Origin of the sequence: Bacteroides sp. GD17 (assembly GCF_038448625.1) — a bacterium.
GTDB lineage: Bacteria > Bacteroidota > Bacteroidia > Bacteroidales > Bacteroidaceae > Bacteroides.
Map to the genome: position 1 here is coordinate 33,947 of NZ_JBCEZS010000007.1, position 23,824 is coordinate 57,770.

Here is a 23,824-nt window from a genome sequence, read left to right on the forward strand (position 1 = left end):
CCCTTTCTAAACTATATTTTAAATGAAAAACGAACTATTATTATCTGCCGCCATATTGCCCCTCTGCGGAATGGCGGCAGAAGTACATGGTATGCCGTCCGACGAGGCGGCACCTGCATCGGAAAAGCATCCCAACATTGTCCTGTTTCTGGTGGATGATATGGGATGGCAAGACACCTCCCTGCCCTTCTGGACACAACGTACCAAGTACAATGACACGTATCATACGCCCAACATGGAGCGTATGGCAGCCCAAGGCAAGATGTTTACGCAAGCTTATGCCTGCAGCATCAGTTCACCCACACGCGTCAGCCTATTTACGGGAATGAATGCCGCCCGACATCGCGTCACCAGTTGGACATTGCGCAAGAATACGACGCACGAAGAACCGGACTCCGTCATGATTTATCCCGAATGGAACGTCAACGGCATCTGCCAGGAACCGGGCATAGAACGAACGACCCAAGTTACCTCCCTGGCAGAACTGCTCAAAGACAACGGTTACCATACCATACACTGCGGAAAAGCACACTTCGGTGCCGAAGATACTCCCGGAGCCGACCCACTGAAGATGGGTTTCGAGGTGAATATTGCCGGACATGCCGCCGGTTCGCCTGCCAGCTACTACGGCAAGGAAAATTTCGGCAATAAAGCTGATGGGGATAGTCCGCTGGCTGCCGTGCCCGGCTTGGAAAAATATCACGGAACAGATACTTTCCTGAGCGAAGCCCTCACCATCGAAGCCATGAAGGCGCTGGACGATGCACAGAAGATTGACAAACCATTCTTCCTCTACATGGCCCATTACGCTATCCACACGCCTATACAACCCGATATGCGCTTTTATCAGAAGTACCTCGACAAAGGTCTTCCGCCGGTAGAAGCTGCCTATGCCACCCTTATCGAAGGCATGGACAAGAGCCTGGGAGACATCATGGACTATCTGGACAAGAACAATCTGACAGAGAATACCGTCCTTATTTTCATGTCCGACAACGGCGGACTGGCCGCCCATACCCGCGCCGGAGAACTGCATGTACAGAACTTCCCCCTCAACAGCGGAAAAGGTTCTGCCTACGAAGGCGGCATACGCGAGCCGATGATTGTCCGCTGGCCGGGAGTCGTAGCTCCCGAAACCAAATGCGACCATTATTTAATGATAGAAGACTTCTTCCCCACTATCCTCGAAATAGCCGGAGTAGATAACTATAAAACCGTACAGCAACGGGACGGTATCAGTTTCCTGCCTCTGATCACCGGCAAAGGTGAAATGAAAGACCGCGATATCTACTGGCATTACCCCAACAGTTGGGGTCCGTCGGGACCGGGCATCGGAGCTACCTGCTCCATCCGTTCGGGCGACTGGAAGCTGGTATATTATTTCGGTAGCGGCAAGCGTGAGCTTTTCAATATTCCCGCCGACATCAGCGAAAAGCACGACATGGCGCAGGAGAAGCCCGAAATCGTCAAAGAGCTATCCAAAAAGCTAAGTAATTATCTCCGGTCTGTGGATGCACAACGCCCTACACTACGTGCTACCCGGCTGCCTGCTCCCTGGCCGGATGAAATCTAAAAAGAAACAATATGAAACGAACCCTTTCACTCTTCTTTCTGTCCCTGCTCATTGCAGGGACGGTTTTCGCCCAGGAAAACAGTAAAAAAAGTTCTAAACCGGCATCACGGACAGACCATGGCCCGGTTGGTATCAACCTATCCCTCTGGAAAAATATATCCACGCAACGGACTGATACCGTAGGAAGTACCTGCTTCAACCTGGGTGTGTTCTCCTCCATGAATCGCTTGAACGGGCTTGGAATAAACATCCTTGGAGCCGTGGCAGGCAAAGACGTGAACGGCGTGCAGATGGCAGGGGTATTCAATATAGTGGGTGGAAGCATGCGTGGCATCCAGATGGCGGGTATCAGCAACGTCAACGGAAACAACCTGACAGGTTTGTCCATGTCGGGCTTGATAAATATCACCGGTAACAATGCCCAAGGCGTCATCTTCTCCGGTTTGGCAAATATCAGCGGAGACAATAACCGCGGAGTCACTATAGGCGGCTTATTGAACATCAGTGGAGAAGGTGCTTCCGGTGTACACTTTGCCGGGCTTGCCAATATTTCCGGCGGCAGTTTCAAAGGTCTTTCCTCCGCCGGCCTGCTGAGTGTGGTCGGTAAGAATTTTGAAGGCGTACAGCTCTCCGGACTCGCCAATATTACCGGTGAGAACATGACCGGCATTCAGATTTCCGGCATAGGCAACGTAGTAGGCGGTACGGCCCAAGGCATACAAATTGCCCCTGTCAATATGGCCATCCGTGCCAAAGGGCTCCAAATCGGACTGTTCAACTACTACAAGGAGAAGCTGGATGGTTTTCAGCTGGGACTGGTCAATGCCAACCCTAACACGAAAGTACAAATGATGCTTTTTGGTGGTAATGCTACCAAGCTGAATGTGGGTGCACGTTTCAAGAACAATCTATTCTACACCATTCTGGGTGGCGGTACCCATTATTTAGACTTCGGTGACAAGTTCTCCGCCGCTCTCTTCTATCGTGCCGGTTTGGAACTGCCGCTTTATAAACAACTGTTCATCAGCGGCGATTTAGGTTACCAGCACATCGAAACTTTCAAAAACAAAGATTATGGTATTCCTGCACGCCTCTATGCCCTCCAGGCTCGTATAAACCTGGAATATCGATTGACAGACCAGCTCGGCGTCTTCCTGACAGGAGGTTATGGCGGTAGCCGCTATTATACCAAAGGCAAGACTTACGACAAAGGAGTGATTGTAGAAGGAGGAGTAGTGCTGTTTAAATACTAACTCAACGCCCCCTTTCTTGAGGGGGCGAGAGTTCTTTATTGCTTCTCCTTGATAAACCCTGTACGATACGCCACCAGCAGCTTCTTCAAGTCTTGTATTTGCGTCACAAGTTCCTTTCCCTTATCCGTATCTTTCACCATCATACGCTGCGAATTGAATTCGATAACGAATGTAGTGGACTTGATATCCTGCCCTTCTTCTATTGCCTTCTGACGGCTTTGGAAGGGTTCGTGTTGCACCAGCTGCAAGCCGTGAGAATGATACACCAACGTATATCCGGCAATGCCCGTCTCCGGCTGATAGGCTTTTGAGAAACCACCGTCAATAACCAGCAACTTACCGTCTGCCTTGATAGGCTTCTCACCTTTGATTGTCTTCACCGGAACATGTCCGTTGATGATATGGGAATGAGTTCCCGGTTCCACCCCGAACTCTTCCAGAATGCGGTCACATACCTCCGCCTCATTTCGCAAAGTATAGTAATATCCCTTCGTTTCCTTGTGTAACTCTTTATCTGCCACAAAATAACGTTCAAACGTAGCCATCTTGTCTTTATCAAAAGAGGGAGCATTCGTTCCGCACCACATGTACCAGACGTAATCCAGTGCAAACTGTTTATTCTCCGCGCCATCCTCAGCAAAATAAGCGGTACGTATCAACTGATCGGTCTTTTGCAGCAATTTATGACCCCAATATTCCTTCTTCCCTATGCGCACGTGCTTGAAGCTGCCGTCTTCATTCAAAGGCACGGAAGCATGATACAACAGATTACTGTTGCACACCAGATACATGCCACCGTATGTAAACAGGCAACGCATGTGTTTCTTCAGTTTCTCACTGTTCATAAAAGAAGCATGAATCTTATCAACCAACTCACGTTCCTCATCAGACAGGCGATACGGATCAGCAGGATCGACCGTCGGGAAATTAGTATCGCGCAATGCGTACTCCTTTCCTTCGTACACAAATATCCCCCGCTCAAAGTCTATCTTGTGCAGCAGCTTCCGGTTCTCCATCGCAAAATCCGGGCGGCGGCTGATGATGTCCGCTTCGAGCTTCAGCTGAATGATCGTAATAGCCTTGTGCATCTGCGTAATCAGGCGCAAGGTCTTCTCATTGTACTCCGCATCGGCAAAGTTCATCTTCGGGGCAAAGATTGTACAGGGATCATCGGCATACGTATCCATTGCAAATGTAGCAAGCGGCAACAGGTTTATACCATAGCCATCTTCCAGTGTAGCCAGATTGGCATAGCGCATGGACATACGGATTACGTTGGCTATACACGCATCGTTGCCCGACGCTGCCCCCATCCACAGAATATCATGGTTTCCCCACTGGATATCAAAGTTATGATAATCGCAAAGCGTATCCATAATGATGTGGGCACCCGGACCACGGTCGTAGATGTCACCCACAATATGGAGCGAGTCGATGGTCAGGCGTTGTATCAGATTGCACATGGCAACAATGAAATCATCCGCACGCTTCGTAGAGATAATAGTGCTGATAATCACATTGATATAAGCATGCTTATTCGGTTCTATGCTCGACTCATGCAGCAGTTCCTGAATGATATACGAGAATCCCGGCGGAAGTGCCTTGCGCACCTTCGAGCGTGTATATTTGGATGAAACATTCTGGCAAACCTTTACCAACTGGTTCAGAGTAATCAGATACCAGTCATCCAAATCCGTTTCCTGCTCCTTTATCAGTTGCAGTTTCTCCTCCGGATAATAAATCAATGTACAGATTTCCTTCTTCTCACTTTCACGCAATGTATGACCGAAGATTTCGTTCACCTTACGCTTCACTGCGCCCGATGCATTCTTCAACACATGCTGGAAAGCTTCATACTCACCATGAATATCTGTCAGGAAGTGCTCCGTGCCCTTCGGTAAGTTCAGGATAGCTTCCAGATTTATAATTTCCGTACTGGCATCAGCGATAGTAGGAAAACTACGTGACAATAATTGCAAATAACGCAAGTCACTGACAATGCTTTCCGGAGTTATATTTCCCATTTTATTAATTGATAATTGATAGTTGATAATTGATAGTTACATTATTCTCTTAACCCAGCAGGAACATCAGCAATACCTGTGCAATGATGACCCGCAGGAACATGCAAAGCGGATAGACCGTAGCATAAGCCACCGACGGATTATCACCCGGAATGGTATCGTTGGCATAATTCAGTGCCATCGGATTCGCCATGCTTCCGCACAACATACCGGCCATTGTCCCGAAATCTATCTTCATCCACTTAAAGGAGATGATGCCCATTATCAGTACCGGAACTACCGTCAGTGCAAAACCGACAGCAATCCACAACAACCCTTCGGGACGGAATACCGTATCGAAGAAATGAGCACCCGCATCCAGTCCCAGGCAAGCCAGGTATAGAGATAACCCCAATGCGCGAAGCATCAGATTGGCACTGCGCGTAGTATAGGTCACCATGTGCATTCTCGGTCCGAACGTTCCGATAAGAATACCCACAATTATCGGTCCGCCCGCCAATCCAAGCCGGACGGGAGCGCTGATGCCCGGTATGGAAATAGGAATTGCCCCTAAAGCCAAACCTAAGATAATGCCTACAAACACTGCCACCAGGTTCGGCTCCTTCAAGCTCTTGATGGCATTACCCAAGACTTTCTCCACATTCTGTATGGCAGCTGCCTCACCTATTACCGTAAGGCGGTCACCTAACTGCAATCTCAATTCCGCTGTAGCCAGCAGTTGCACGCCGCTACGATATACCCGGCTGATATTGATGCCATAATGATTACGCAAATGCAAAGAGCCCAGCTTCTTACCGTTCAGTTCGGGACGGGTCACCACAATGCGTTGCGAAATCAACTGGCTGTCTATAGCATTCCAGTCTATATCTTCCTTGTTCCAGTCGGTATGTTCCTGCTCACCGAAAAGAACGGTCAGCGCGGCAGTGTATTTTTCAGAAGTAATCACCAAAAGGCGGTCACCCTCTTTTATCACTTTCTCAGAAGTAGGGATGCTCACGTTTCCATCTCTCCATAAACGGGAGATAACAAACTTAGGATAATTCAGACCGCCTATTTCCTTGATGCTCTTATTGAAAATAGCAGGATTGTGTACCTGAAACGCTGCAATATAAGGTTTGTTCACATCGTCCTTCTCTTTCAGTTCCAGATCTTCCTTATGCGCCAGCACCTTGCGGATAGCCAATATAGCCAGGATTACCCCGACCACACCCAACGGATATGCCACCGCACATCCCAAAGCCGGCATACTGGATTCCAGCCCCATCTGTTTCAACGTTTGCTGTGCCGCACCAAGAGCCGGAGTATTCGTTGTAGAGCCACAAAGAATACCTACCATATTCGGCAAAGAGATTCCCAGGCCATAGCTGCCAAGCACCGTCATCAACGTGCCTATCAGCACTACGCCCAGAGCCAGCATGTTCAGCTCTACCCCTCCTTTTCGGAAGGAACTGAAAAAACCCGGGCCCACTTGCAGCCCCAAGGCATATACAAATATCACCAAACCAAAGCTTTCCGCATAATTCAGCATCTGCGGGTCAATGGAAAGCCCGAAATGTCCGGCAATGATACCTGCAAAAAACACAAACGTCACTCCCAAAGAGATGCCGCAAATATGTATCTTCCCCAATCCCAGCCCGATGGCAGAAATCAGCGAAAGCACCACAACCGCCTGCAAAGCGGAATGCTCGACGAATAAACTATACAGCCAATCCAATGTATATCAATTTACGATTTCAGTCTGCAAAGATAGGAAGTATCTGTGGAGGTCAAAAATATTAGGCAAGAAACATTCGTAAAACTAAAAATAAGGCCAAGTTCTTCCTTGCATTTTAAATAAATTTTATACTTTTGGCACGCACCTCAAAAAGATTATTTTCAATGGCAAAAAGAGAACTCCCTTCGGCGGCATTTGCAGACACCAAACCGCATTATGAGATACTTGACGGGCTGCGCGGAGTAGCGGCTATCATGGTGGTATGCTTTCATTTATTCGAAGCCTATGCCACCAGTCATATAGACCAGCAAATCAATCATGGATATCTGGCTGTCGATTTCTTCTTCATCCTTTCGGGCTTTGTTGTAGGATATGCTTACGATGACCGCTGGAAAACAATGAAAACAAAAGATTTTATCTTGCGCAGAATTATTCGTCTGCATCCGATGGTGGTTATCGGAGCTATCATCGGAGCCATTATGTTTTATACCCAGGGATGCCCGGTATGGGATGTTTCAAAAATATCCATATCCATGCTGCTTGTAGCTACCTTGATAAACATCTTCCTGATCCCCGCCACGCCCGGCAGCGAGATTAGAGGAGTGGGCGAAATGTATCCTTTGAACGGTCCCAGCTGGTCTCTATTCTTCGAATATATCGGAAACCTCCTATATGCATTCTTCATTCATAAGTTCTCTACCAAGGCCCTTGGCGTATTGACGTTACTTGCCGGAATCGGATTGGCAACATTTTCCATATTCGGTCCTTACGGTGACGTATGCGTAGGTTTTTCAATGACGGGAGATAACATGCTGGGTGGTTCCCTGCGCTTGCTGTTTGCTTTTTCGGCAGGATTGTTTTTATCGCGTATATTCAAGCCCGTTCATATAAAAGGCGCTTTCGGGCTGTGCAGTCTATCCATTATCATCTTGCTGGCAGTGCCCCGCCTCGGTGGAAGCGAAAGTCTATGGATGAACGGATTATATGATACCGTTTGCTTTGCCATTCTTTTCCCTATCATCGTTTACCTCGGAGCCTCCGGGAAAACGACTGATAAATATACCACCCGGGTATGCAAATTCCTGGGAGACATCTCCTACCCTCTTTACATGGTACACTACCCCTTTATATATCTGTACTACGCCTGGGTGAAGAACGAGAACCTGACATTTGTGCAATCTTTGCCGGGAGCTGCCGCCCTGGTTATCGGAAGTATATTATTAGCTTATCTCTGCTTAAAGGTATACGATGAACCCGTACGCAAATATTTAACGAAAATGATAAGTAATACTCATAAAAAAAGCCCTGAAAGCCATTGACTTTCAGAGCCTTTATTCACTAAAACATTTTATTCCTGTACACCCTCAGGGATTCGAACCCTGGACCCACTGATTAAGAGTCAGTTGCTCTACCAACTGAGCTAAGAGTGCGTTACATCCGATAACCGTAGTGGATACGAGAATCGAACTCGTATTGCATGCGTGAGAGGCATGTGTCCTAACCGTTAGACGAATCCACCGATTATGTGCGGAAGCTGGGGGATTCGAACCCCCGGTACGGTTACCCGTACGTCAGTTTAGCAAACTGGTGGTTTCAGCCACTCACCCAAACTTCCTTTTTGTAACCAGCATTCTTTTCAAATGCGGTGCAAATGTAGGGCAAACTTTTGGACTGTGCAAATCTTTCCTACATATTTTTTTCAACGTTTTTGCAACAATGGAGTTAACATGTTAACATTCAAACGGTAAGAGTTAAATGTTAAAATCATTTTTGATACATATCAATTCGCTGTTTCCAATCTTTCCTTATCTTTGCGCGATTTTTTTGTGAAACATAGCGCATATATACGAACGATGATACAACAAGAAAGCTTGAAAAAGCGGCTTGCCAAGCTGGCTGCGCCTATTTTTATAGAGACGCTTCTCATCATGATGCTCGGTGCCGTAGACACCATCATGCTGAGCCGCCACTCCGACAACAGTGTTGCTGCCGTAGGAGTGGTCAACCAGATCATCATGCTTACTTTCCTTGTTTTCGAAGTCATCAACCTTGGTACCTCTGTGCTTTGTTCGCAATACCTCGGAGCCAGGATGCAGAAGAAAGTTGTCCAGGTAGTCGGTGTATCCATCCTGGTCAATCTGGTGATTGGTGTCACCGTCAGCCTATTCCTGTTTTCTTGCGCCGGTCCCATCCTCCACTTGATGGGGCTCACTCCCGAACTGATGCAGGACGGTATGGACTATATGCGTATCGTAGGCGCTTTCGCTTTTTTCCAGGCAATGTCTCTCACCCTCTCCGCTTCCCTGCGCAGTGCCAACAAAGCCATCTATCCGATGCTCGTCACCGTTGTAGTCAATATCCTTAATATCATAGGCAATTACTCTCTTATCTTCGGACGCTTCGGTTTTCCGGAACTGGGTGTAGAAGGTGCTGCCATTTCCACAGCTTTCAGCCGGGGTATTTCCATGGTTTTGCTGTTCATCATCCTGTTCCGCAAGCACATCTCCCGTTTCCCGCTGGCATACTTCCGCCCATTCCCCTGGATAGAGCTGAGGAACCTGATGAAAGTAGGACTCCCCTCGGCCGGTGAACAGTTGTCATACAGTTCTTCGCAGGTAGTCATCACATTCTTTATCAACATGCTGGGTGTAGAGGCATTGGCCACCCGCACCTATTGCGTCAACATCATCATGTTCGCCTATCTTTTCAGCATCTCCATGGCACAAGGCGGCGCTATCTGCATCGGACATCTCATAGGTGAAAAGAAGCCGCACGCCGCTTTCCTGATGGGAAAATACGTCATGAAGAAATCCGTCCTGATCACCGTAATACTTTCTTGCATTCTCGCCCTCTTCGGACATACCATCTTCGGCTGGCTCACGTCCAACCCGGAGATTATCCGCATGGGTACTACTATCCTGATTATAGACATCATTCTTGAGATAGGCCGCCCCATCAACATTTTCGCCACCAATGCACTTCGTGCGGCAGGCGATGTCAACTACCCCTTCTATGTAGGCCTGGTAGTGATGTGGAGTGTTGCCGTCGGCTTGGGTTATCTTTTCGGCATTCCCCTCGGCTGGGGCATCTGTGGCATGTGGGTAGCCTTTCTGCTGGACGAGAATATCCGCGGCATCATCTTTGTCCGCCGCTGGTACGGCATGAAGTGGGTAAATAAAAGCTTCATAAAAAATTGATATAAATCAGTTTTATTACTTATCTTTGCCGCCATAACAAACAAATTAGACTTTATGGATGCACTACTGAAAGAGACCGTAAATGCCGCTGTTAATTCCCGCTATCCAGGCATGGCACCTGAAGGCAGGAAATTGATAGAGGGAATTCTTATTCGTAAAGAAGTAGAAAAAGGCGAGTTACTTCTCAATGAAGGGCAAATCAGCCATAATATCGTATTTGTAGGCAAGGGCATGCTGCGCCAGTTCTACTATAAGAACGGGAAAGATGTCACCGAACATTTCTCTTACGAAGGATGTATTGTCATCTGTATCGAAAGCACCCTGAAACAAGAACCTACCCATCTCATGATCGAAGCACTGGAGCCAAGCATCGTATACCTGTTACCCTATAACAAACTGATGACGCTTACAGAAATTTCATGGGAAATTAACATGTTCTATCGCAAAATACTCGAATATTCTCTGATTGTTTCACAAGTAAAGGCTGATTCCTGGCGGTTTGAAACGGCGCGCGAACGTTACAACCAGCTCATGGAAAATCAGCCGGAGGTCATCAAACGAGCTCCGTTGTCGCACATCGCTTCCTATCTGCTGATGACCCCCGAAACATTGAGCAGAGTACGTTCGGGCATACTGTAACCCTCCTCGTTTACATAGAGAATACACAACTGAATTTGCATAGAGATATTATTATTTCATCCCAAATACAAAAGAATCAAACTATGCATACAATAGATACATACTCTCGCTCTTTAATAGAAGAGACAAAACAAGCTGGGCGTTACAGTACAGCCGGCATATATACTAGTACAATAAATAGCTTTCTCCGTTTTGCAGGTGATTCTTCCATCACCTTCAGTTCCCTCACCCCCGGCCTCATCAAGCAATACGAGGATCAGTTATTAAGCGAAGGCAGATCTCACAATACCCTATCAACCTATATGCGTATGTTGCGTTCCATCTGCCACCAGGCCGAGAACGAAGGTATTCCTTTCACAAGCAACGTAGACGAACTGTTCAATTTCGTATTCACTGGTTACGAACCGACCACTAAGCGCGCCATAGCTCCCGCACTATTTCGTCGGTTGCTGAACCTTAACCTGGACAAGAAACCAACGTTAAGTTTTAGCCGCGATATATTTCTGTTAAGTTTCTATTTGCGCGGCATTCCTTTTGTGGATCTTGCTTATCTCCGCAAAACAGACGTAAGACACAACACTATTTATTATTATCGCCATAAGACTCACCAGCAATTGTCTGTACATATTGAGTCGTATGCTGCACAAATCCTACAGAAATATAAAAACAAGGATGCCTCTTCACCTTATCTACTACCTATACTGTCGTTGACCGGAGAAGATGGATATAAACAGTACAGAAGTGCCCTGCGACTTTACAACCAGCACTTGCATCGCCTCTCGAAGATGATGCGGTTAAGTACCCCACTGACATCCTACGTTGCGCGCCATAGCTGGGCCACTACAGCCAAAGATGAAGGAGTAGCTATTTCGGTCATCAGCGAGAGTTTGGGACACACTTCGGAGAAAGTAACTCATGTTTACCTAGCTTCTTTTGATAATAATGCAATGAGTAAAGCAAATCGAAAAGTAATTGCAACTATTCACCCCAATAAAAAGAAAGGAAATAAAAGATAAGCAATTGTAAAACTTTTATAACATACACACAGAAAACATTTTTTCTTTTTTATTCTCTTACTTACTAGGTAAGAGAAATCTTTTTCACGCCTGCAAAGGTATAAAAAAGATTATAATAACCATAAAAAAAAGATTATTATTTCAATCAACAATCCCCTCCACATGTATATTAAACGCATACAGAGTTGCTATTTTGTATTTTCAATTATTTACAATGTAAACAGAAAAAGAAGCTATAAATATAGTTTTTATTACAGGGGGTAATATCTCTTTGTATTTTTTATCGCATACCCATTCATGCATGTGTAAGGATTTCTTTTATAGGCTTTTAAAGAATATACTTTATACAATATCTAATTACTCTTACCTAGTAAGTAAGAGAATAGCAAAACAAAACAAAGGGAACACGCCTTTCTCTTTTCTTGCCTTATAATAAGGTATATAAAGGGAGAAGCCTATTGAAACTAGTGCAGATCATGAAACAAATATTGCGCTTCAATAAAATTATTAAATCAGTCATCATCTCCGGTGACCTGTGTTTATTGAATCTCACTTTCATCTCACTATATCATGCTTTTGACTACCCAATGCTGGGCAGTGAATTCGTACATTCATTGCCCCAGCTATTGGTCTTGCTAAACCTTGTTTATCTACTATGCAATTATTCCGACGGCATCATCCTCCACAAACGCTTTGTTCGTCCTGAATACATCGTAGCCCATGCCCTGCGCAGCACTATCTGCCATGCAGTACTGTTCATCAGCCTGATCGGCCTTCTCAATATCAAGCTATCGTCTACCCGCTTCTTCATCTACTTCTACGGTATATTCCTCGTCTGCCTCACGATCTACCGGCTGACCTTCAGATACATCCTCAAGAAATACCGTAAACGTGGAGGTAACTCCCGTTCGGCCGTTTTTGTAGGCAGCAACAAGAATATGAGGGAACTGCATCAGGAGATGATAGGAGATCCTGCCAACGGCTTCCGCATTATGGGCTATTTCGATGACGCTCCTTCCGAAGAGTGCCCCGCCTCTGCCCCCTACCTCGGACAACCCCGGGAAGTCATCACCTTTCTGCAGAATCACTCTGTGGAGCAAGTCTACTGTTGTCTTTCCTCCACGCGCAGCAACGAAATAATCCCTATCATCAATTATTGCGAAAACCATCTGATACGCTTCTTCAGCGTACCCAACGTCCGCAACTATCTGCAACGCCGCATGCACTTCGAGATGTTCGGCAACGTTCCCGTGCTTACCATCCGCGAAGAGCCCTTGTCGCAAATAGAGAACCGCCTGCTGAAAAGAACGTTCGACCTTCTTTTCTCCAGCCTCTTCCTCTGTAGCCTATTTCCTTTGGTATACGTCATAATAGGCATAGCCATCAAAGCATCGTCCCCCGGTCCCATCCTCTTCAAGCAGAAACGAAGCGGAGAGAACGGGAAAGAATTCTGGTGCTATAAATTTCGTTCGATGTGTGTCAACAGCGAGTGCGACAAACTGCAAGCCACCGCCAACGACCCACGCAAAACCCGTATCGGAGAATTTATCCGCCGGACCAGCATCGACGAACTGCCCCAATTCATCAACGTATTCCTGGGGCAAATGTCCGTAGTAGGTCCACGCCCACACATGTTGAAACATACCGAAGAATACTCCCACCTCATCAACCAGTACATGGTCAGACACCTTGTGAAGCCCGGCATCACCGGCTGGGCACAAGTCACCGGCTACCGGGGTGAAACCAAAGAACTCTGGCAGATGGAGGGACGTGTACTGCGGGACGTGTGGTACTTGGAACACTGGACTTTCCTGCTGGATATATACATTATATACAAAACCATCAAGAATGCCATCCAAGGCGAAGAAGAAGCATACTGAAAATAACAAAAGAAAAAATCAACGATTCATGAAAAAGAGAAGCATTATCATCCTCATGGCAGCATTGACGCTAACCGGTTGCCAATCCTATAAGCGGGTACCTTATCTGCAAAGCTACCAATCGCTCACCGATAAGAGCTATCAGGAGATAGTCATCAATGAAGTGAACCAGCAAGATACACTCTACGACGCACATATCCAGCCTAAAGACCTGCTGAGCATCACCATAAACACCACCGACCCCATGGCGGCTGCACCGTTCAACCTGACTGTGCAGACCCCCATCAATGTGACGCAAGGCAATAGCATCAGTTCGCAACCCGCCCTGCAGCAATACCTGGTGAGCAATACCGGTGAAATAGATTTCCCCGTAATAGGTAAACTGAAGATTGGCGGACTGACCAAAAGCGAAGCCGAAAACCTCATCCGCGAGAAACTGAAGCCCTACCTCAAAGAGACTCCTATCGTAACGGTACGCATGTCCAACTACAAAATCTCGGTCATCGGCGAAGTAAACAGCCCCGGCACCTTCACCATCAACAACGAAAAAGTGAATATTTTCGAAGCGCTGGCCATGGCAGGCGACATGACCGTCTACGGCATACGCAGCAATGTCAAACTGATCCGCGAAGACAACAACGGCCAACGCCATATCGTAACACTGAACCTGAACGAAGCCAACATCCTTCATTCACCCTATTATCATCTGCAGCAAAACGATATTCTCTACATCACGCCCAACAAGACCAAAGCCAAGAATGCAAGTATCAGTAACAGTACCACCATCTGGTTTTCTGTGATAGGCACACTCGTTTCATTGGCCAGTCTCCTCATCACCATTGCAAAATAGAAGAGAATCGGGAAATAACAGAATGAAAATTAAGAATTAAAACGAAGCATCAAAAAAGAATGAAAGAAGACCTCTACGACGACCAGTTCGAAGAAAAAGACGAGAAATTTGATTTTCAAGCTTTCTTTTTCAAATACATCATTCATTGGCCCTACATTGTAGCATGCGTCCTGCTATCTCTGGCCCTGGCTTTTATTTATCTGCGCTACCAAGTGCCCGTCTACGTAGTATCCTCTTCCGTCCTCATCAAAGAAGACGACAAGAAGAACTCCAACAATGCGCTGGCCACTATGCAAGACTTCGGCATGCTCTCCATGACGAGCAACTTCGACAACGAAATACAGATCATGCAATCGCGCACATTGATCAAAAAAGTGGTGTCCCGCCTGAATCTCTTCATCAACATTGCCGAGAAACGAGCTTTCGGCTACGCCCTGCCACTTTACAAAAATGCACCGCTCGATGTATTCATGACCGCCGAAGAAGCCGACAAGCTCACCGGTAACGTTCGTCTTGAACTGACATACCAGCCCGGCGGACTATTGTTGGTACAAGCCACCTACCTGGAGAACGGTAAAGAACAGGAAGTCGTCCAAAGTTTCGGGAAACTACCTGCCGTCCTGCCCACCCCTGCAGGCGTCATCACCATTTCCCGCAACGAATCGGTGCCCATCCCTCCAAATACTTTCACTTTGGAAGCCAGCATCAGCACCCCCACTGCCACCGCCGGGGGGTATAGAGCCGCACTGAGCATAGAACCCATTTCAAAAACCAGCACCATTGCCACCATCAGCCTGAAGAACACGCACAGACAACGCGCTATCGACTTCACCAATACATTGATAGCACTCTACAACCAAGATACCAATACCGAAAAGAACGAAGTGGCACAGAAGAGCGCCGACTTCATCGAAGAGCGTATCGGCATCATCAACAACGAGCTGGGCACTACAGAAAGCGAACTGGCAGACTTCAAACAGCGTTCCGGACTGACCGACCTGAGCAGTGACGCACAACTTGCCCTGCAGGAAAGTTCCAAATATGAGCAGCAATACACCGAGAATGCCACTCAAATCAGCCTGGTAAACTACCTGCGCGATTACATCAACAACCCTGCAAACAACAACGAGGTAATTCCCGCCAACGTAGGCCTGAGCGATGTAAACCTGACGTCCGTCATCGAGCAATACAACAATCTCATCATGGAGCGCAAACGGCTGCTGCGCACTTCCTCGGAAAGCAACCCCGCCGTCATCAATCTGAACACGGGCATCGAAGCCATGCGCCACAACGTAAAAACCACCGTAAACAGCGTACTGAAAGGATTGCAAATAACCCGTAACGACATCAGCCGGCAGGCGCGGAAGTACGAAAGCCGCATCAGCAACGCCCCCAAGCAAGAGAAAGAGTTCATGACCATCTCGCGCCAACAGGAAATCAAGGCCACCCTCTACATCATGTTGCTGCAGAAACGCGAAGAGAACGCCATCACCCTGGCAGCCACCGCCAACAATGGCCGGATCATTGAAGAGCCGATGGGTAGCGGCGCTCCCATCTCCCCCGATACCCGGATGATTTATATGATAGCCTTTGCCTTCGGAATCGGCATCCCCGTTGCCATCATCTACGTACGCAACTTCCTCCGTTTCCGGATTGAAGGGCACCTCGATGTGGAGAAACTCACCACCGTGCCCATCATCGGCGATATACCTCTTGCAGAGTCGCCCAACGAGTCTTTCTCCAGCATCGTAGTCCGCGAAAACGATAACGACATCATGGCGGAAACCTTCCGCAATCTTCGCACCAATCTGCTCTTTATCATGGGCGATCCGGATAAGAAAGTGATTCTTGTCACTTCCACCATAAGCGGTGAAGGAAAAACGTTCCTTGCCTCCAACCTGGCCGTAAGCCTTGCATTACTGGGCAAGAAAGTACTCCTCATCGGACTGGACATCCGCAAACCGGGATTGAACAAGACATTCAGCATTCCTCAAAAACAAAAAGGAATCACCCAATTCCTTTCTGCCCCTCAAAGCACCGATTTGCATGCGCTGATACAGCCGTCCGGCACCATGCCCAACCTTAGTCTGCTGCCGGGAGGCGCCATTCCGCCCAACCCCACAGAGTTGCTGGCCCGCCAGGCATTGGATGATGCCATCGGCATTCTGCGCCGGGAATACGACTATATCATCATGGATACGGCCCCCATCGGCATGGTGACCGACACGCAGATCATCGCCCGCACAGCCGATGTCAGCATCTACGTCTGCCGCGCCGACTATACGCATAAGACCGATTACAAGCTCATCAATGAGCTGCAAGAGCACCATCGCCTGCCCGGCTTATGTACAGCCATCAACGGCCTCGATATGAAGAAAAAGAAATACGGCTATTACTATGGTTATGGTACTTATGGGAAGTACTATGGCTATGGCAAGAAATACGGTTACGGGGTAATTGACAATTGACAATTGATAGTTGATAGTTGCCGAGTCATAACTTTAAATTTTTAAATTTTAACTTTTAATTTTAAATTCGTTTCTTTCGTCCTCACAAAATGTGACAGGCGACCGCGTAGCGCGCCCGGACCTCAGCTATCCATGATACAAAAATTACTTCGTTTAATAGTTCCCCATAAGTTCGGGTTCCCCCTTAAGTACATTGCTATGCTTTGTACCCCGGGCTTATATCGTTTGTTTGCTGTGTGTTCCGGCGTGCAGAGCGCTGTGGCCGGGACACACTTTTTTTAACCTGAAAAGATTAGAATGAACCATACTGATACAACCCCTGCCATTTCCCACCGCCAATGGCTGGTGGCCTATGTGCAATCCTGCCTCGAAAAGAAGACGGCCGAACGGCTGACTGCTATGGGCGTGGAATGTTACTTGCCCGTGCAAACCGAAATCCGACAATGGAGCGACCGGCGCAAAAAGATAGACCGGCTGGTGATTCCAATGATGATATTCGTACATGTCGCTCCGGGAGAACGCTCATTGCCACTGACACTGCAAGCCGTAAGCCGCTACATGGTACTACGTGGCGAAAGTCATCCCGCCATCATCCCGGAGGAGCAAATGAATCGCTTCCGGTTCATGCTGGACTACAGCCCCGAAGCAGTGGAGATATGCAGCACCCCCTTGGCGCCGGGCGATGCGGTGAAAGTAATAAAAGGGCCGCTCGCAGGCCTGGAAGGTGAGCTGGTGACAATAGGCGGGAAAAGTAAAGTGGCAGTCCGGCTGGATATGCTGGGCTGCGCACATGTAGATATGCCCGTAGGCTTCGTAGAAAAGTTATAACCAATAACTCATAACTTATAACTCATAACTCCCCATACTCCCCCTTTGCATCAAAGCAAGGACAAGCCTTATGAACGGACGCACTGAGCTGGCAATGCCCCAGGATACGGGCATCGGGATAATCCTTCTTCAACTGCCGGAGCAAGTCGAGCAAGGCGCACCTCTGCGCATAAGTGCGCGTATCGGCCGGACGCCCCTTTTCGTCGAGTCCGCCTTCATAACAGATGCCGAGGCTTTTGTCATTCCAGCCGGTGGCATGGGCACCAATCTGATGGGCGGGACGGCAAATGTGCACCTCTCCGTCACGGGTGATGTAGAAATGATAACCGATATCGGCAAAGCCCCGTGCCAGATGGCTGCGACGAAGCGCTGCCACGGAAAATTGACGGTCGCAACGCGTAGCACTGCAATGAACTACCAGGAGGTTCACCTCCCGATAGTTCTGATAGAAACTGCCTGACTTCATCCGGCTAACGATTGATGCAGGAACTCAGGCCGAACACTCCGGCCAATGCAGTGGCCACGGTAACAATCACTTTGAGGATAATTCCCCACTTGGAAGACGATTTTTCTTTCATAATTCTGAAATTAAAAATTTGACAATTGATTTATAAATGGGAATTCTGCGGATAATTTTAGGCACGGATTACACGGATTTCACGGAAGCTGATCATCCGAGTGGATTTTCGCTCTGGTCTCCATCCGATCCGCCGCCGTCCGGATTGCCGCTGTCCGGATTGCCACCGGGGTTGTTGCCACCTCCCGAAGTGGAGCCTTTGGAAATATCGACAGTGGTCTGCCCCAACTTCTGCGCCCTGAGCACAGCACGCATGGCGGCACGGGTAGGCACCGGAGTAAATTCCATACCCGCAAAGAGGTTCTTCAAGTCCTCTCCGGGCACAAACTGAATATTTACTCCCGTAATGTTATTGGCAGTGAACTTTTCCGCCGACTCCGCACCATTGCTGGTTATCTGGAGACGGAACTTGCCCAGCTCGCCAAAGTCCACCTGCTTCCCGGCACGCAGGCCGTCGAACAAGTTGTCTACAGTAGAAATGAGTACCGCGCTCACATCGGCACGGCTTACGGTAGTCTGCGAGGCTACCAGGCGCGAAAGTTCCTTCAGGGTCAATTCCTCGGAGATTTGCGACTTGGCATACGCCTTTTTAGGTTCATCCTGATTGATGGGATTGCCCATCATTGCAACGCTGTAATTTAATGGCATCTTAATAGTGTTTAATGATTAATACTAAGTGATCTGTTATTAATAACGAAACAAAGATAATATGCCGGCAGAAGCGGAAAATGCAATGCGGTGGGATGAGATAAAATGGTATGAGATTATGTGAGATTAGATAAGATATATCCGTTTCCGGAGATGGTTATGCGGAAAAAATTCCGTACATTTACAGTATAATAACCAACTAAAAAGACACTTATGAAAGCCATCAGCGAAAACGGAGAAACTGAGATTGAAGCGTGGCCCGTCCGGCCATATTATAAACGCGAACTGGCAGAAGCATACGCACCGAACATCTCGTCCGCCTCTGCCCTCAACCGCCTGTCCAAATGGCTGAAACTGAACCTGCAGCTCAATGAAGCCTTGTTGCAGACCGGATATCGAGGCACACAGAAAATCTTCACATCCATGCAGGTAGAACTGATATTCAGATATCTGGGCAGACCGTGAAGCAACACTCCTATAAGCGCAAGCTAACGCTTATAGGATCGCAAGGCAACAGTTAAGGCTGCGCAGTATATCGGGCCATGGCACACTGGTTACGGTAGATTTCATCTCCTTTCAGTTCAATCACCCTATAGCCGCGGTGCCCACCGGAACGAACAGCCTCATACCCCTCCTGCTTCATCACCAGGCCGAGGCGCGTAGGACTCAGAGTCTGACGGATACCTGCATTGATATGACTCAAGATCTGAGCGTTCGTCAAGAATATACATTCCTCGCCCGGCAGGGGACGGCGATAATACACCTGCACCAGTTCGCGCTCCAGGCACGGCACTTCAAAGAAACGATTATGAAGATTCACAACCTCAATCTCCTTCGGATCAAACCAGTAATGAAAGCCACTCTTCCAGAGGGCATAGCCTTGCGCATATACTCCGGTGTAGTCTATGGGAAAGTCGAAAGGACTGTCGATGGCCTCCACCTCGAAGGGGAGCCAACGGCGGTTGCCACTGAGGTCATTGAGGAAAGTGCTATTGTTGGTCGTGCCGCAGAAGCTGGCAACGTGCGGACGGCTCTCCTTGAAGTGCCCGTAAAACGCACGCTCGTTCACCATATTCATGCTGGTGATAGCCTTCAACTGGCCCACCTGGGCGGGAGTCATTTCCTCCAACTCTTCGAGACACACCAGTGCAAACTCGGTGAGGGTAAAGAGATCGTCCTTCTTAATGTGCTGACTGTTGCTCTTTACATAGAAATAGCGTTGCAGCTCGGGAGGCAACAAGCGCTGCATCCAGGTGGTCTTGTAGATGCCCTGCTTACCGACAAATACCAGAATCTCATGATTCACCACCGTAGGGTCGACCAGCGAAGCTATCACAGCCACCAGCCACTTCTTGAAATAAAGCCCGAAGAGATCCTGATCATCCTTCACGTGCACCCCGGAAGCCAGCTGTGCAATAGCGTCCGTAGTTCCATCCCATACGGGCAGGTTCTTCAGGTATTCTTCAAAGGGATTGAAGAGCGGAGTGTACTCCGAATCGAGCACAGCACGCATGTCCGTAGCACGGACCAACATACCGAACGCCTTGCTCATACGAGCCCACAGCGTATTGATATAACGGTCGGTCAGTTCCATATAGTCCTCCCCGAATTCGGGCATCAGGATTTCGAACTTGCCACTCACCACATTTTTGCGGAACTTTGCCTGCTGTGTGAAGAACTGCTCAATATCCATCACGGTGGCAAACTTGTCATCACCTCCTTGCCCACCCTTGCGGCTGAAAGAACGGGTGCCGTGCTCATCGGCATTCTCGTAGCAGGAGCCTATGACGCCCGCCACATCCCCGTCGTAGTCGGTGAAGCGTTCCACCGCCCATCCGGCAGCCGTCTTTTGCGCCACGCCATATTGGTTGAGCAGATAGCCCATGCGCATCACGTACTCGTTATGGTGATGTTCGCAGTAAGCTACTCCCTCCTCCTCCAAGAATCGTTCCGCTGCCTTCACGGCCTTCTCCAGCCGCTTGTTGCGTTTGGCCGGCACGGTATTTTCGACATCAGTGCCTTGCGGCTGAGAACCGCTTTTCATTCCTTGCAGCACAAAGGGCGTGGCATCGGGGTTGTAGTAGACGTTAGGATCGGCAGCCATCCCACTGATACGGGTAGCATTCTTGCACTGCCCGTCGCTCTTGAAGTCCACCAAATGGGAATAATAGTCATTGACCAGATTAAAGCACTTGGCATAACGGCGGAAAGCCTTCTCACCTTCCAGCCCGTTCAAGCCCTCAATGCGGCAGATGACGCGGATGCCGTGGCTGCTGATGGTGATATATGCCAGGAGCGTATGCTCGTCAGCACAGATCAGCGTCCAAATGGTGACCAGCCGTTCCGGAGGGATATGGTCCAGATCCACCAGCGTATAGCCCGTCCAGGCACGGACATGCTCACGCGTCTTGCCACCCTCGAAATGCACGGCCACTGCGAAGCAGGGACAACCGGACTTCTCGCGTTCGGCATCCCGCTTCAGATCTTGCTCCAGGTAGTAGCGATGCTTTTCGGTGCGGTCTCGCAAAGCTGCATCGCACTTGATGATATTGACGACTTCTTCGAGAGAAGTTTCTATAGGTTCTGTGTCCGAATAGCCCTTAAAAAGGCTGATACTGCGGTTTTCCATTTCTTCTAAAAATTAGTTGGTTTTTCAAATTTGCGGTACGAAGGAACATAAAAGCATCAAGATACACAAGCCGGATCGTTTCCACTATATGGAAATGATTCCGATTGTTTTTATTTATTTTTAACCATTAATACAGCGTAAAATGACGAAAAAAGAGCCGGCCGCACCGGCATTCGGAGCGTTTCTGAGGAAACTCCAACGGGAACAGCTTGTAAACGGCAAGCACCTGAGTAACGAAACCATCGCCCGAGAAGCGATGATAAGTACCAAGACCTACAATCTTTTAAAAAAGGGCTGAGTTGCAACGGCAACCAGCTGCATGCCGTAATGAATTTCTGGCGGTCTTTGATGAAGACGGACAAGGAAAAAGAGGAGCTCGAGCAACAGGTAAGAGCTTGCCAGGATAGTGATTTAGATACTTACAGAATCCGCGTAGGAGTCCTGAAGTCATAATCCTCTCCAAAAACTTGTGACACTTGTGGCACCCTTTTTTCAATACTTCATATAGGCCAATATTTATCATCCACAAGCCATGCAGGTTTGTGTATATTGATAATTTGTCTCGCGCGCGTAACATGTATTTATGTTTTAGGGGTGACACAAGTGTCATTTCGAAGAAAAAAAACGGAAGAAGGGATTAGGAAAAACGGGAAGGAATTTGTTTCTTTGTAGAAAGAAAGCTGTACGAACCGTGCAAAAAGTAGATAATATGGAATTACAACGACGACTTTATCCGATAGGGATACAGACCTTTTCCGAAATAAGAGAAAAAAATTACGTGTACATCGACAAGACGGGATACGTTTACCGGATGACACACTCCGACTCCAAATATATGTTTTTGAGTCGTCCCCGCCGTTTTGGAAAATCCTTACTTGTTTCTACGCTGCACGCTTATTTCAAAGGTCGCAAAGAATTGTTTGAAGGCCTTGCCATTGAAAGCTTGGAAAAAGAATGGACCGAATATCCCGTACTGCATTTTGACATGAGCCTGGGCAAGCATATGAACGGTGAACAGCTGAACCGTTACCTTGCCAGCCAATTGAAAGACTATGAGGACCAATATGAGATAACTGATAATCAAGTAGATGTAAACCTGCGTCTGACAGCCCTCATAAAGTGTGCTTGCCAACAGACCGGCAAAGGGGTGGTAGTCCTGATTGACGAATACGATGCGCCGCTGCTTGACGTGATGCACGAAGAGAGGAATCTGCCTGTGCTACGCAACATAATGCGTAACTTTTACAGCCCCTTGAAAGCCTGCGACCCCTACCTGCGCTATGTATTCCTGACGGGTATCACCAAATTCTCGCAACTCAGCATCTTCAGTGAGCTGAACAATATTGAGAATATCAGTATGGACGAAGCGTATGCAGGGATCTGCGGCATCACCCAAGAAGAAATACTGACACAGATGGGTGATGATATAGACCTGATGGCAAAGAAAATGAAAGTAACCCGCGATCGGGCTTTGACAGAACTGAAAGAAAATTATGACGGCTATCATTTTACTTGGCCATCTCCCGATATATACAATCCCTTCAGCCTACTCAATGCCATGGCTAAAGGCAAAATAGACTCTTATTGGTTCGGCAGCGGCACGCCCACCTACCTGATAGAAATGTTGAATAAGTTCGGCGTCCCTCCCTCTAAGATAGGCGGTGTAGAAGCTGTATCCGCAGAGTTCGACGCACCCACAGAACGCATGACCAGCATCACGCCATTGCTTTATCAAAGCGGCTATATCACAATAAATAATTACGACAGTGAATTTGGTATTTATACGCTTGATATCCCCAACAAAGAAGTGCGCATAGGACTGATGCGTAACCTGATACCATCGTATATCACCAACGACACACTGACCACAACAACCACGGTAGTAAACCTGGCCCGCGCCCTGAGCCGTGACGATATGGATGGCATGCTGCGCCTGCTGCAGGAGTTTCTTTCCACCGTGCCCTATTGCGACAACGCCCATTCTGAAGAGCACTACCAACAAGTGTTCTACATCATCTTCTCGCTGTTGGGCTACTATGCGGATGTAGAAGTGCGTACGCCCCGCGGACGGGTGGACATTGTTCTCCGAACACGTACTACCCTGTACATCATTGAGTTGAAACTGGACAAAAGTGCAGATGACGCCATGCAGCAGATAGACCTGAAGAACTATCCCGAACGCTTCGCGCTGTGCGGACTGCCGGTGGTGAAGGTGGCAGTCTGCTTTGACAACGAAAAAAAGACGCTGGGGGATTGGAAGATAGAGTAAAAAAACGAAATGTGCTCGGGGAGTACCACTACTATACAACAGGATACAAATAGAGAGCAGCAAAAAATAATTGTACTAAGAAACTGGCTAAAATATCTGAAAGAAAATCAATATCAAAGTAAAGAGAAAGAACTGAAAGAGATGACAAAATAAGGACTCCGCTATCTGTCTACCTTCTGGAATCAACTGTTCATTTAGCTGAAATATCTGTGTAAATTCTTCCGTAAAATAGTAATAGACCGTCATAATTATGAAAATC

Annotated in this window: 19 protein-coding genes and 3 tRNA genes; 13 read left to right on the top strand and 9 right to left on the bottom strand. The window is 47.9% G+C overall.

Annotated features, from left to right (window positions below; genetic code table 11):
- The first annotated feature begins 22 nt into the window (after nt 1-22).
- Together AAE250_RS12610 and AAE250_RS12615 are read left to right on the top strand one after the other, a co-directional pair.
- Entirely contained in the window at nt 23-1,573 is a 1,551-nt protein-coding gene (locus AAE250_RS12610) for a sulfatase (RefSeq protein WP_294600286.1), read from the top strand.
- A gap of 11 nt (nt 1,574-1,584) precedes the next feature.
- Complete coding sequence (locus AAE250_RS12615; RefSeq protein ID WP_294600288.1) at nt 1,585-2,826, top strand: LA_2272 family surface repeat-containing protein; 1,242 nt, start codon at nt 1,585-1,587, stop codon at nt 2,824-2,826.
- A 35-nt stretch (nt 2,827-2,861) separates the two neighbouring features.
- On the opposite strand, the gene AAE250_RS12620 is transcribed toward AAE250_RS12615, so the two are convergent.
- Together AAE250_RS12620 and AAE250_RS12625 are read right to left on the bottom strand one after the other, a co-directional pair.
- Entirely contained in the window at nt 2,862-4,850 is a 1,989-nt protein-coding gene (locus AAE250_RS12620; protein WP_294600289.1) for a fructose-1,6-bisphosphatase, read from the bottom strand.
- A gap of 49 nt (nt 4,851-4,899) precedes the next feature.
- A complete protein-coding gene (locus AAE250_RS12625; RefSeq protein WP_294600291.1) occupies nt 4,900-6,564 on the bottom strand; it encodes a putative transporter in 1,665 nt (554 codons plus the stop codon).
- Nucleotides 6,565-6,728: 164 nt separating this feature from the next.
- Here AAE250_RS12625 and AAE250_RS12630 point away from each other — a divergent pair, with 164 nt between their 5' ends.
- A complete protein-coding gene (locus AAE250_RS12630; protein ID WP_294600293.1) occupies nt 6,729-7,883 on the top strand; it encodes an acyltransferase family protein in 1,155 nt (384 codons plus the stop codon).
- Nucleotides 7,884-7,921: 38 nt separating this feature from the next.
- Here AAE250_RS12630 and AAE250_RS12635 read toward each other — a convergent pair.
- The 3 genes from AAE250_RS12635 to AAE250_RS12645 all read right to left on the bottom strand — a co-directional run bounded on the left by AAE250_RS12635 (nt 7,922) and on the right by AAE250_RS12645 (nt 8,179).
- A tRNA-Lys gene (locus tag AAE250_RS12635) sits at nt 7,922-7,994 on the bottom strand.
- A 17-nt stretch (nt 7,995-8,011) separates the two neighbouring features.
- A tRNA-Glu gene (locus AAE250_RS12640) sits at nt 8,012-8,083 on the bottom strand.
- 9 nt (nt 8,084-8,092) lie between these two features.
- Nucleotides 8,093-8,179: transfer RNA gene (locus tag AAE250_RS12645), tRNA-Ser, on the bottom strand.
- A 238-nt stretch (nt 8,180-8,417) separates the two neighbouring features.
- Here AAE250_RS12645 and AAE250_RS12650 point away from each other — a divergent pair.
- From AAE250_RS12650 to AAE250_RS12680, 7 genes are all read left to right on the top strand, one after another.
- Nucleotides 8,418-9,761 carry an MATE family efflux transporter gene (locus AAE250_RS12650; RefSeq protein ID WP_294600296.1) on the top strand — a complete coding sequence of 448 codons (1,344 nt, stop codon included), beginning with the start codon at nt 8,418-8,420 and terminating at the stop codon, nt 9,759-9,761.
- A gap of 54 nt (nt 9,762-9,815) precedes the next feature.
- Nucleotides 9,816-10,400: a Crp/Fnr family transcriptional regulator gene (locus AAE250_RS12655; protein ID WP_294600299.1), complete on the top strand. Its 585-nt coding sequence runs from the start codon at nt 9,816-9,818 to the stop codon at nt 10,398-10,400.
- An 83-nt stretch (nt 10,401-10,483) separates the two neighbouring features.
- Nucleotides 10,484-11,416 carry a tyrosine-type recombinase/integrase gene (locus AAE250_RS12660; RefSeq protein WP_294600301.1) on the top strand — a complete coding sequence of 311 codons (933 nt, stop codon included), beginning with the start codon at nt 10,484-10,486 and terminating at the stop codon, nt 11,414-11,416.
- Nucleotides 11,417-11,892: 476 nt separating this feature from the next.
- Nucleotides 11,893-13,296 carry an undecaprenyl-phosphate glucose phosphotransferase gene (locus AAE250_RS12665; RefSeq protein ID WP_294600304.1) on the top strand — a complete coding sequence of 468 codons (1,404 nt, stop codon included), beginning with the start codon at nt 11,893-11,895 and terminating at the stop codon, nt 13,294-13,296.
- A gap of 28 nt (nt 13,297-13,324) precedes the next feature.
- The gene (locus AAE250_RS12670) at nt 13,325-14,146 is read left to right on the top strand and encodes a polysaccharide biosynthesis/export family protein (RefSeq protein WP_294600307.1); all 822 of its coding nucleotides are present in this window, start codon (nt 13,325-13,327) and stop codon (nt 14,144-14,146) included.
- A gap of 59 nt (nt 14,147-14,205) precedes the next feature.
- Nucleotides 14,206-16,614, top strand: coding sequence for a GumC family protein (locus tag AAE250_RS12675; protein WP_294600310.1), 2,409 nt, complete (start codon nt 14,206-14,208; stop codon nt 16,612-16,614).
- Between the two features lie 297 nt (nt 16,615-16,911).
- Entirely contained in the window at nt 16,912-17,442 is a 531-nt protein-coding gene (locus AAE250_RS12680) for a UpxY family transcription antiterminator (protein ID WP_294600312.1), read from the top strand.
- A gap of 22 nt (nt 17,443-17,464) precedes the next feature.
- Here the strand turns inward: AAE250_RS12680 and AAE250_RS12685 are convergent, their stop codons facing one another.
- From AAE250_RS12685 to AAE250_RS12695, 3 genes are all read right to left on the bottom strand, one after another.
- Nucleotides 17,465-17,908 carry an N-acetylmuramoyl-L-alanine amidase gene (locus AAE250_RS12685; RefSeq protein WP_294600314.1) on the bottom strand — a complete coding sequence of 148 codons (444 nt, stop codon included), beginning with the start codon at nt 17,906-17,908 and terminating at the stop codon, nt 17,465-17,467.
- A 4-nt stretch (nt 17,909-17,912) separates the two neighbouring features.
- Entirely contained in the window at nt 17,913-18,020 is a 108-nt protein-coding gene (locus AAE250_RS12690; protein ID WP_294600316.1) for a smalltalk protein, read from the bottom strand.
- Between the two features lie 92 nt (nt 18,021-18,112).
- Nucleotides 18,113-18,667, bottom strand: coding sequence for an HU family DNA-binding protein (locus AAE250_RS12695; RefSeq protein ID WP_294600319.1), 555 nt, complete (start codon nt 18,665-18,667; stop codon nt 18,113-18,115).
- Nucleotides 18,668-18,880: 213 nt separating this feature from the next.
- On the opposite strand from AAE250_RS12695, the gene AAE250_RS12700 reads away from it, so the two are divergent.
- Nucleotides 18,881-19,132 carry a DUF4248 domain-containing protein gene (locus AAE250_RS12700; RefSeq protein ID WP_294600321.1) on the top strand — a complete coding sequence of 84 codons (252 nt, stop codon included), beginning with the start codon at nt 18,881-18,883 and terminating at the stop codon, nt 19,130-19,132.
- 52 nt (nt 19,133-19,184) lie between these two features.
- Here AAE250_RS12700 and AAE250_RS12705 read toward each other — a convergent pair whose 3' ends face one another.
- Entirely contained in the window at nt 19,185-21,296 is a 2,112-nt protein-coding gene (locus AAE250_RS12705; RefSeq protein ID WP_294600323.1) for a VapE domain-containing protein, read from the bottom strand.
- A 142-nt stretch (nt 21,297-21,438) separates the two neighbouring features.
- Between AAE250_RS12705 and AAE250_RS12710 the strand changes: the two genes are divergently transcribed.
- Both AAE250_RS12710 and AAE250_RS12715 read left to right on the top strand, forming a co-directional pair.
- On the top strand, nt 21,439-21,594 hold the full coding sequence (locus AAE250_RS12710; protein WP_294600327.1) for a hypothetical protein: 156 nt from the start codon (nt 21,439-21,441) through the stop codon (nt 21,592-21,594).
- 411 nt (nt 21,595-22,005) lie between these two features.
- On the top strand, nt 22,006-23,565 hold the full coding sequence (locus AAE250_RS12715) for an ATP-binding protein (RefSeq protein ID WP_294600330.1): 1,560 nt from the start codon (nt 22,006-22,008) through the stop codon (nt 23,563-23,565).
- Nucleotides 23,566-23,824: the final 259 nt, after the last annotated feature.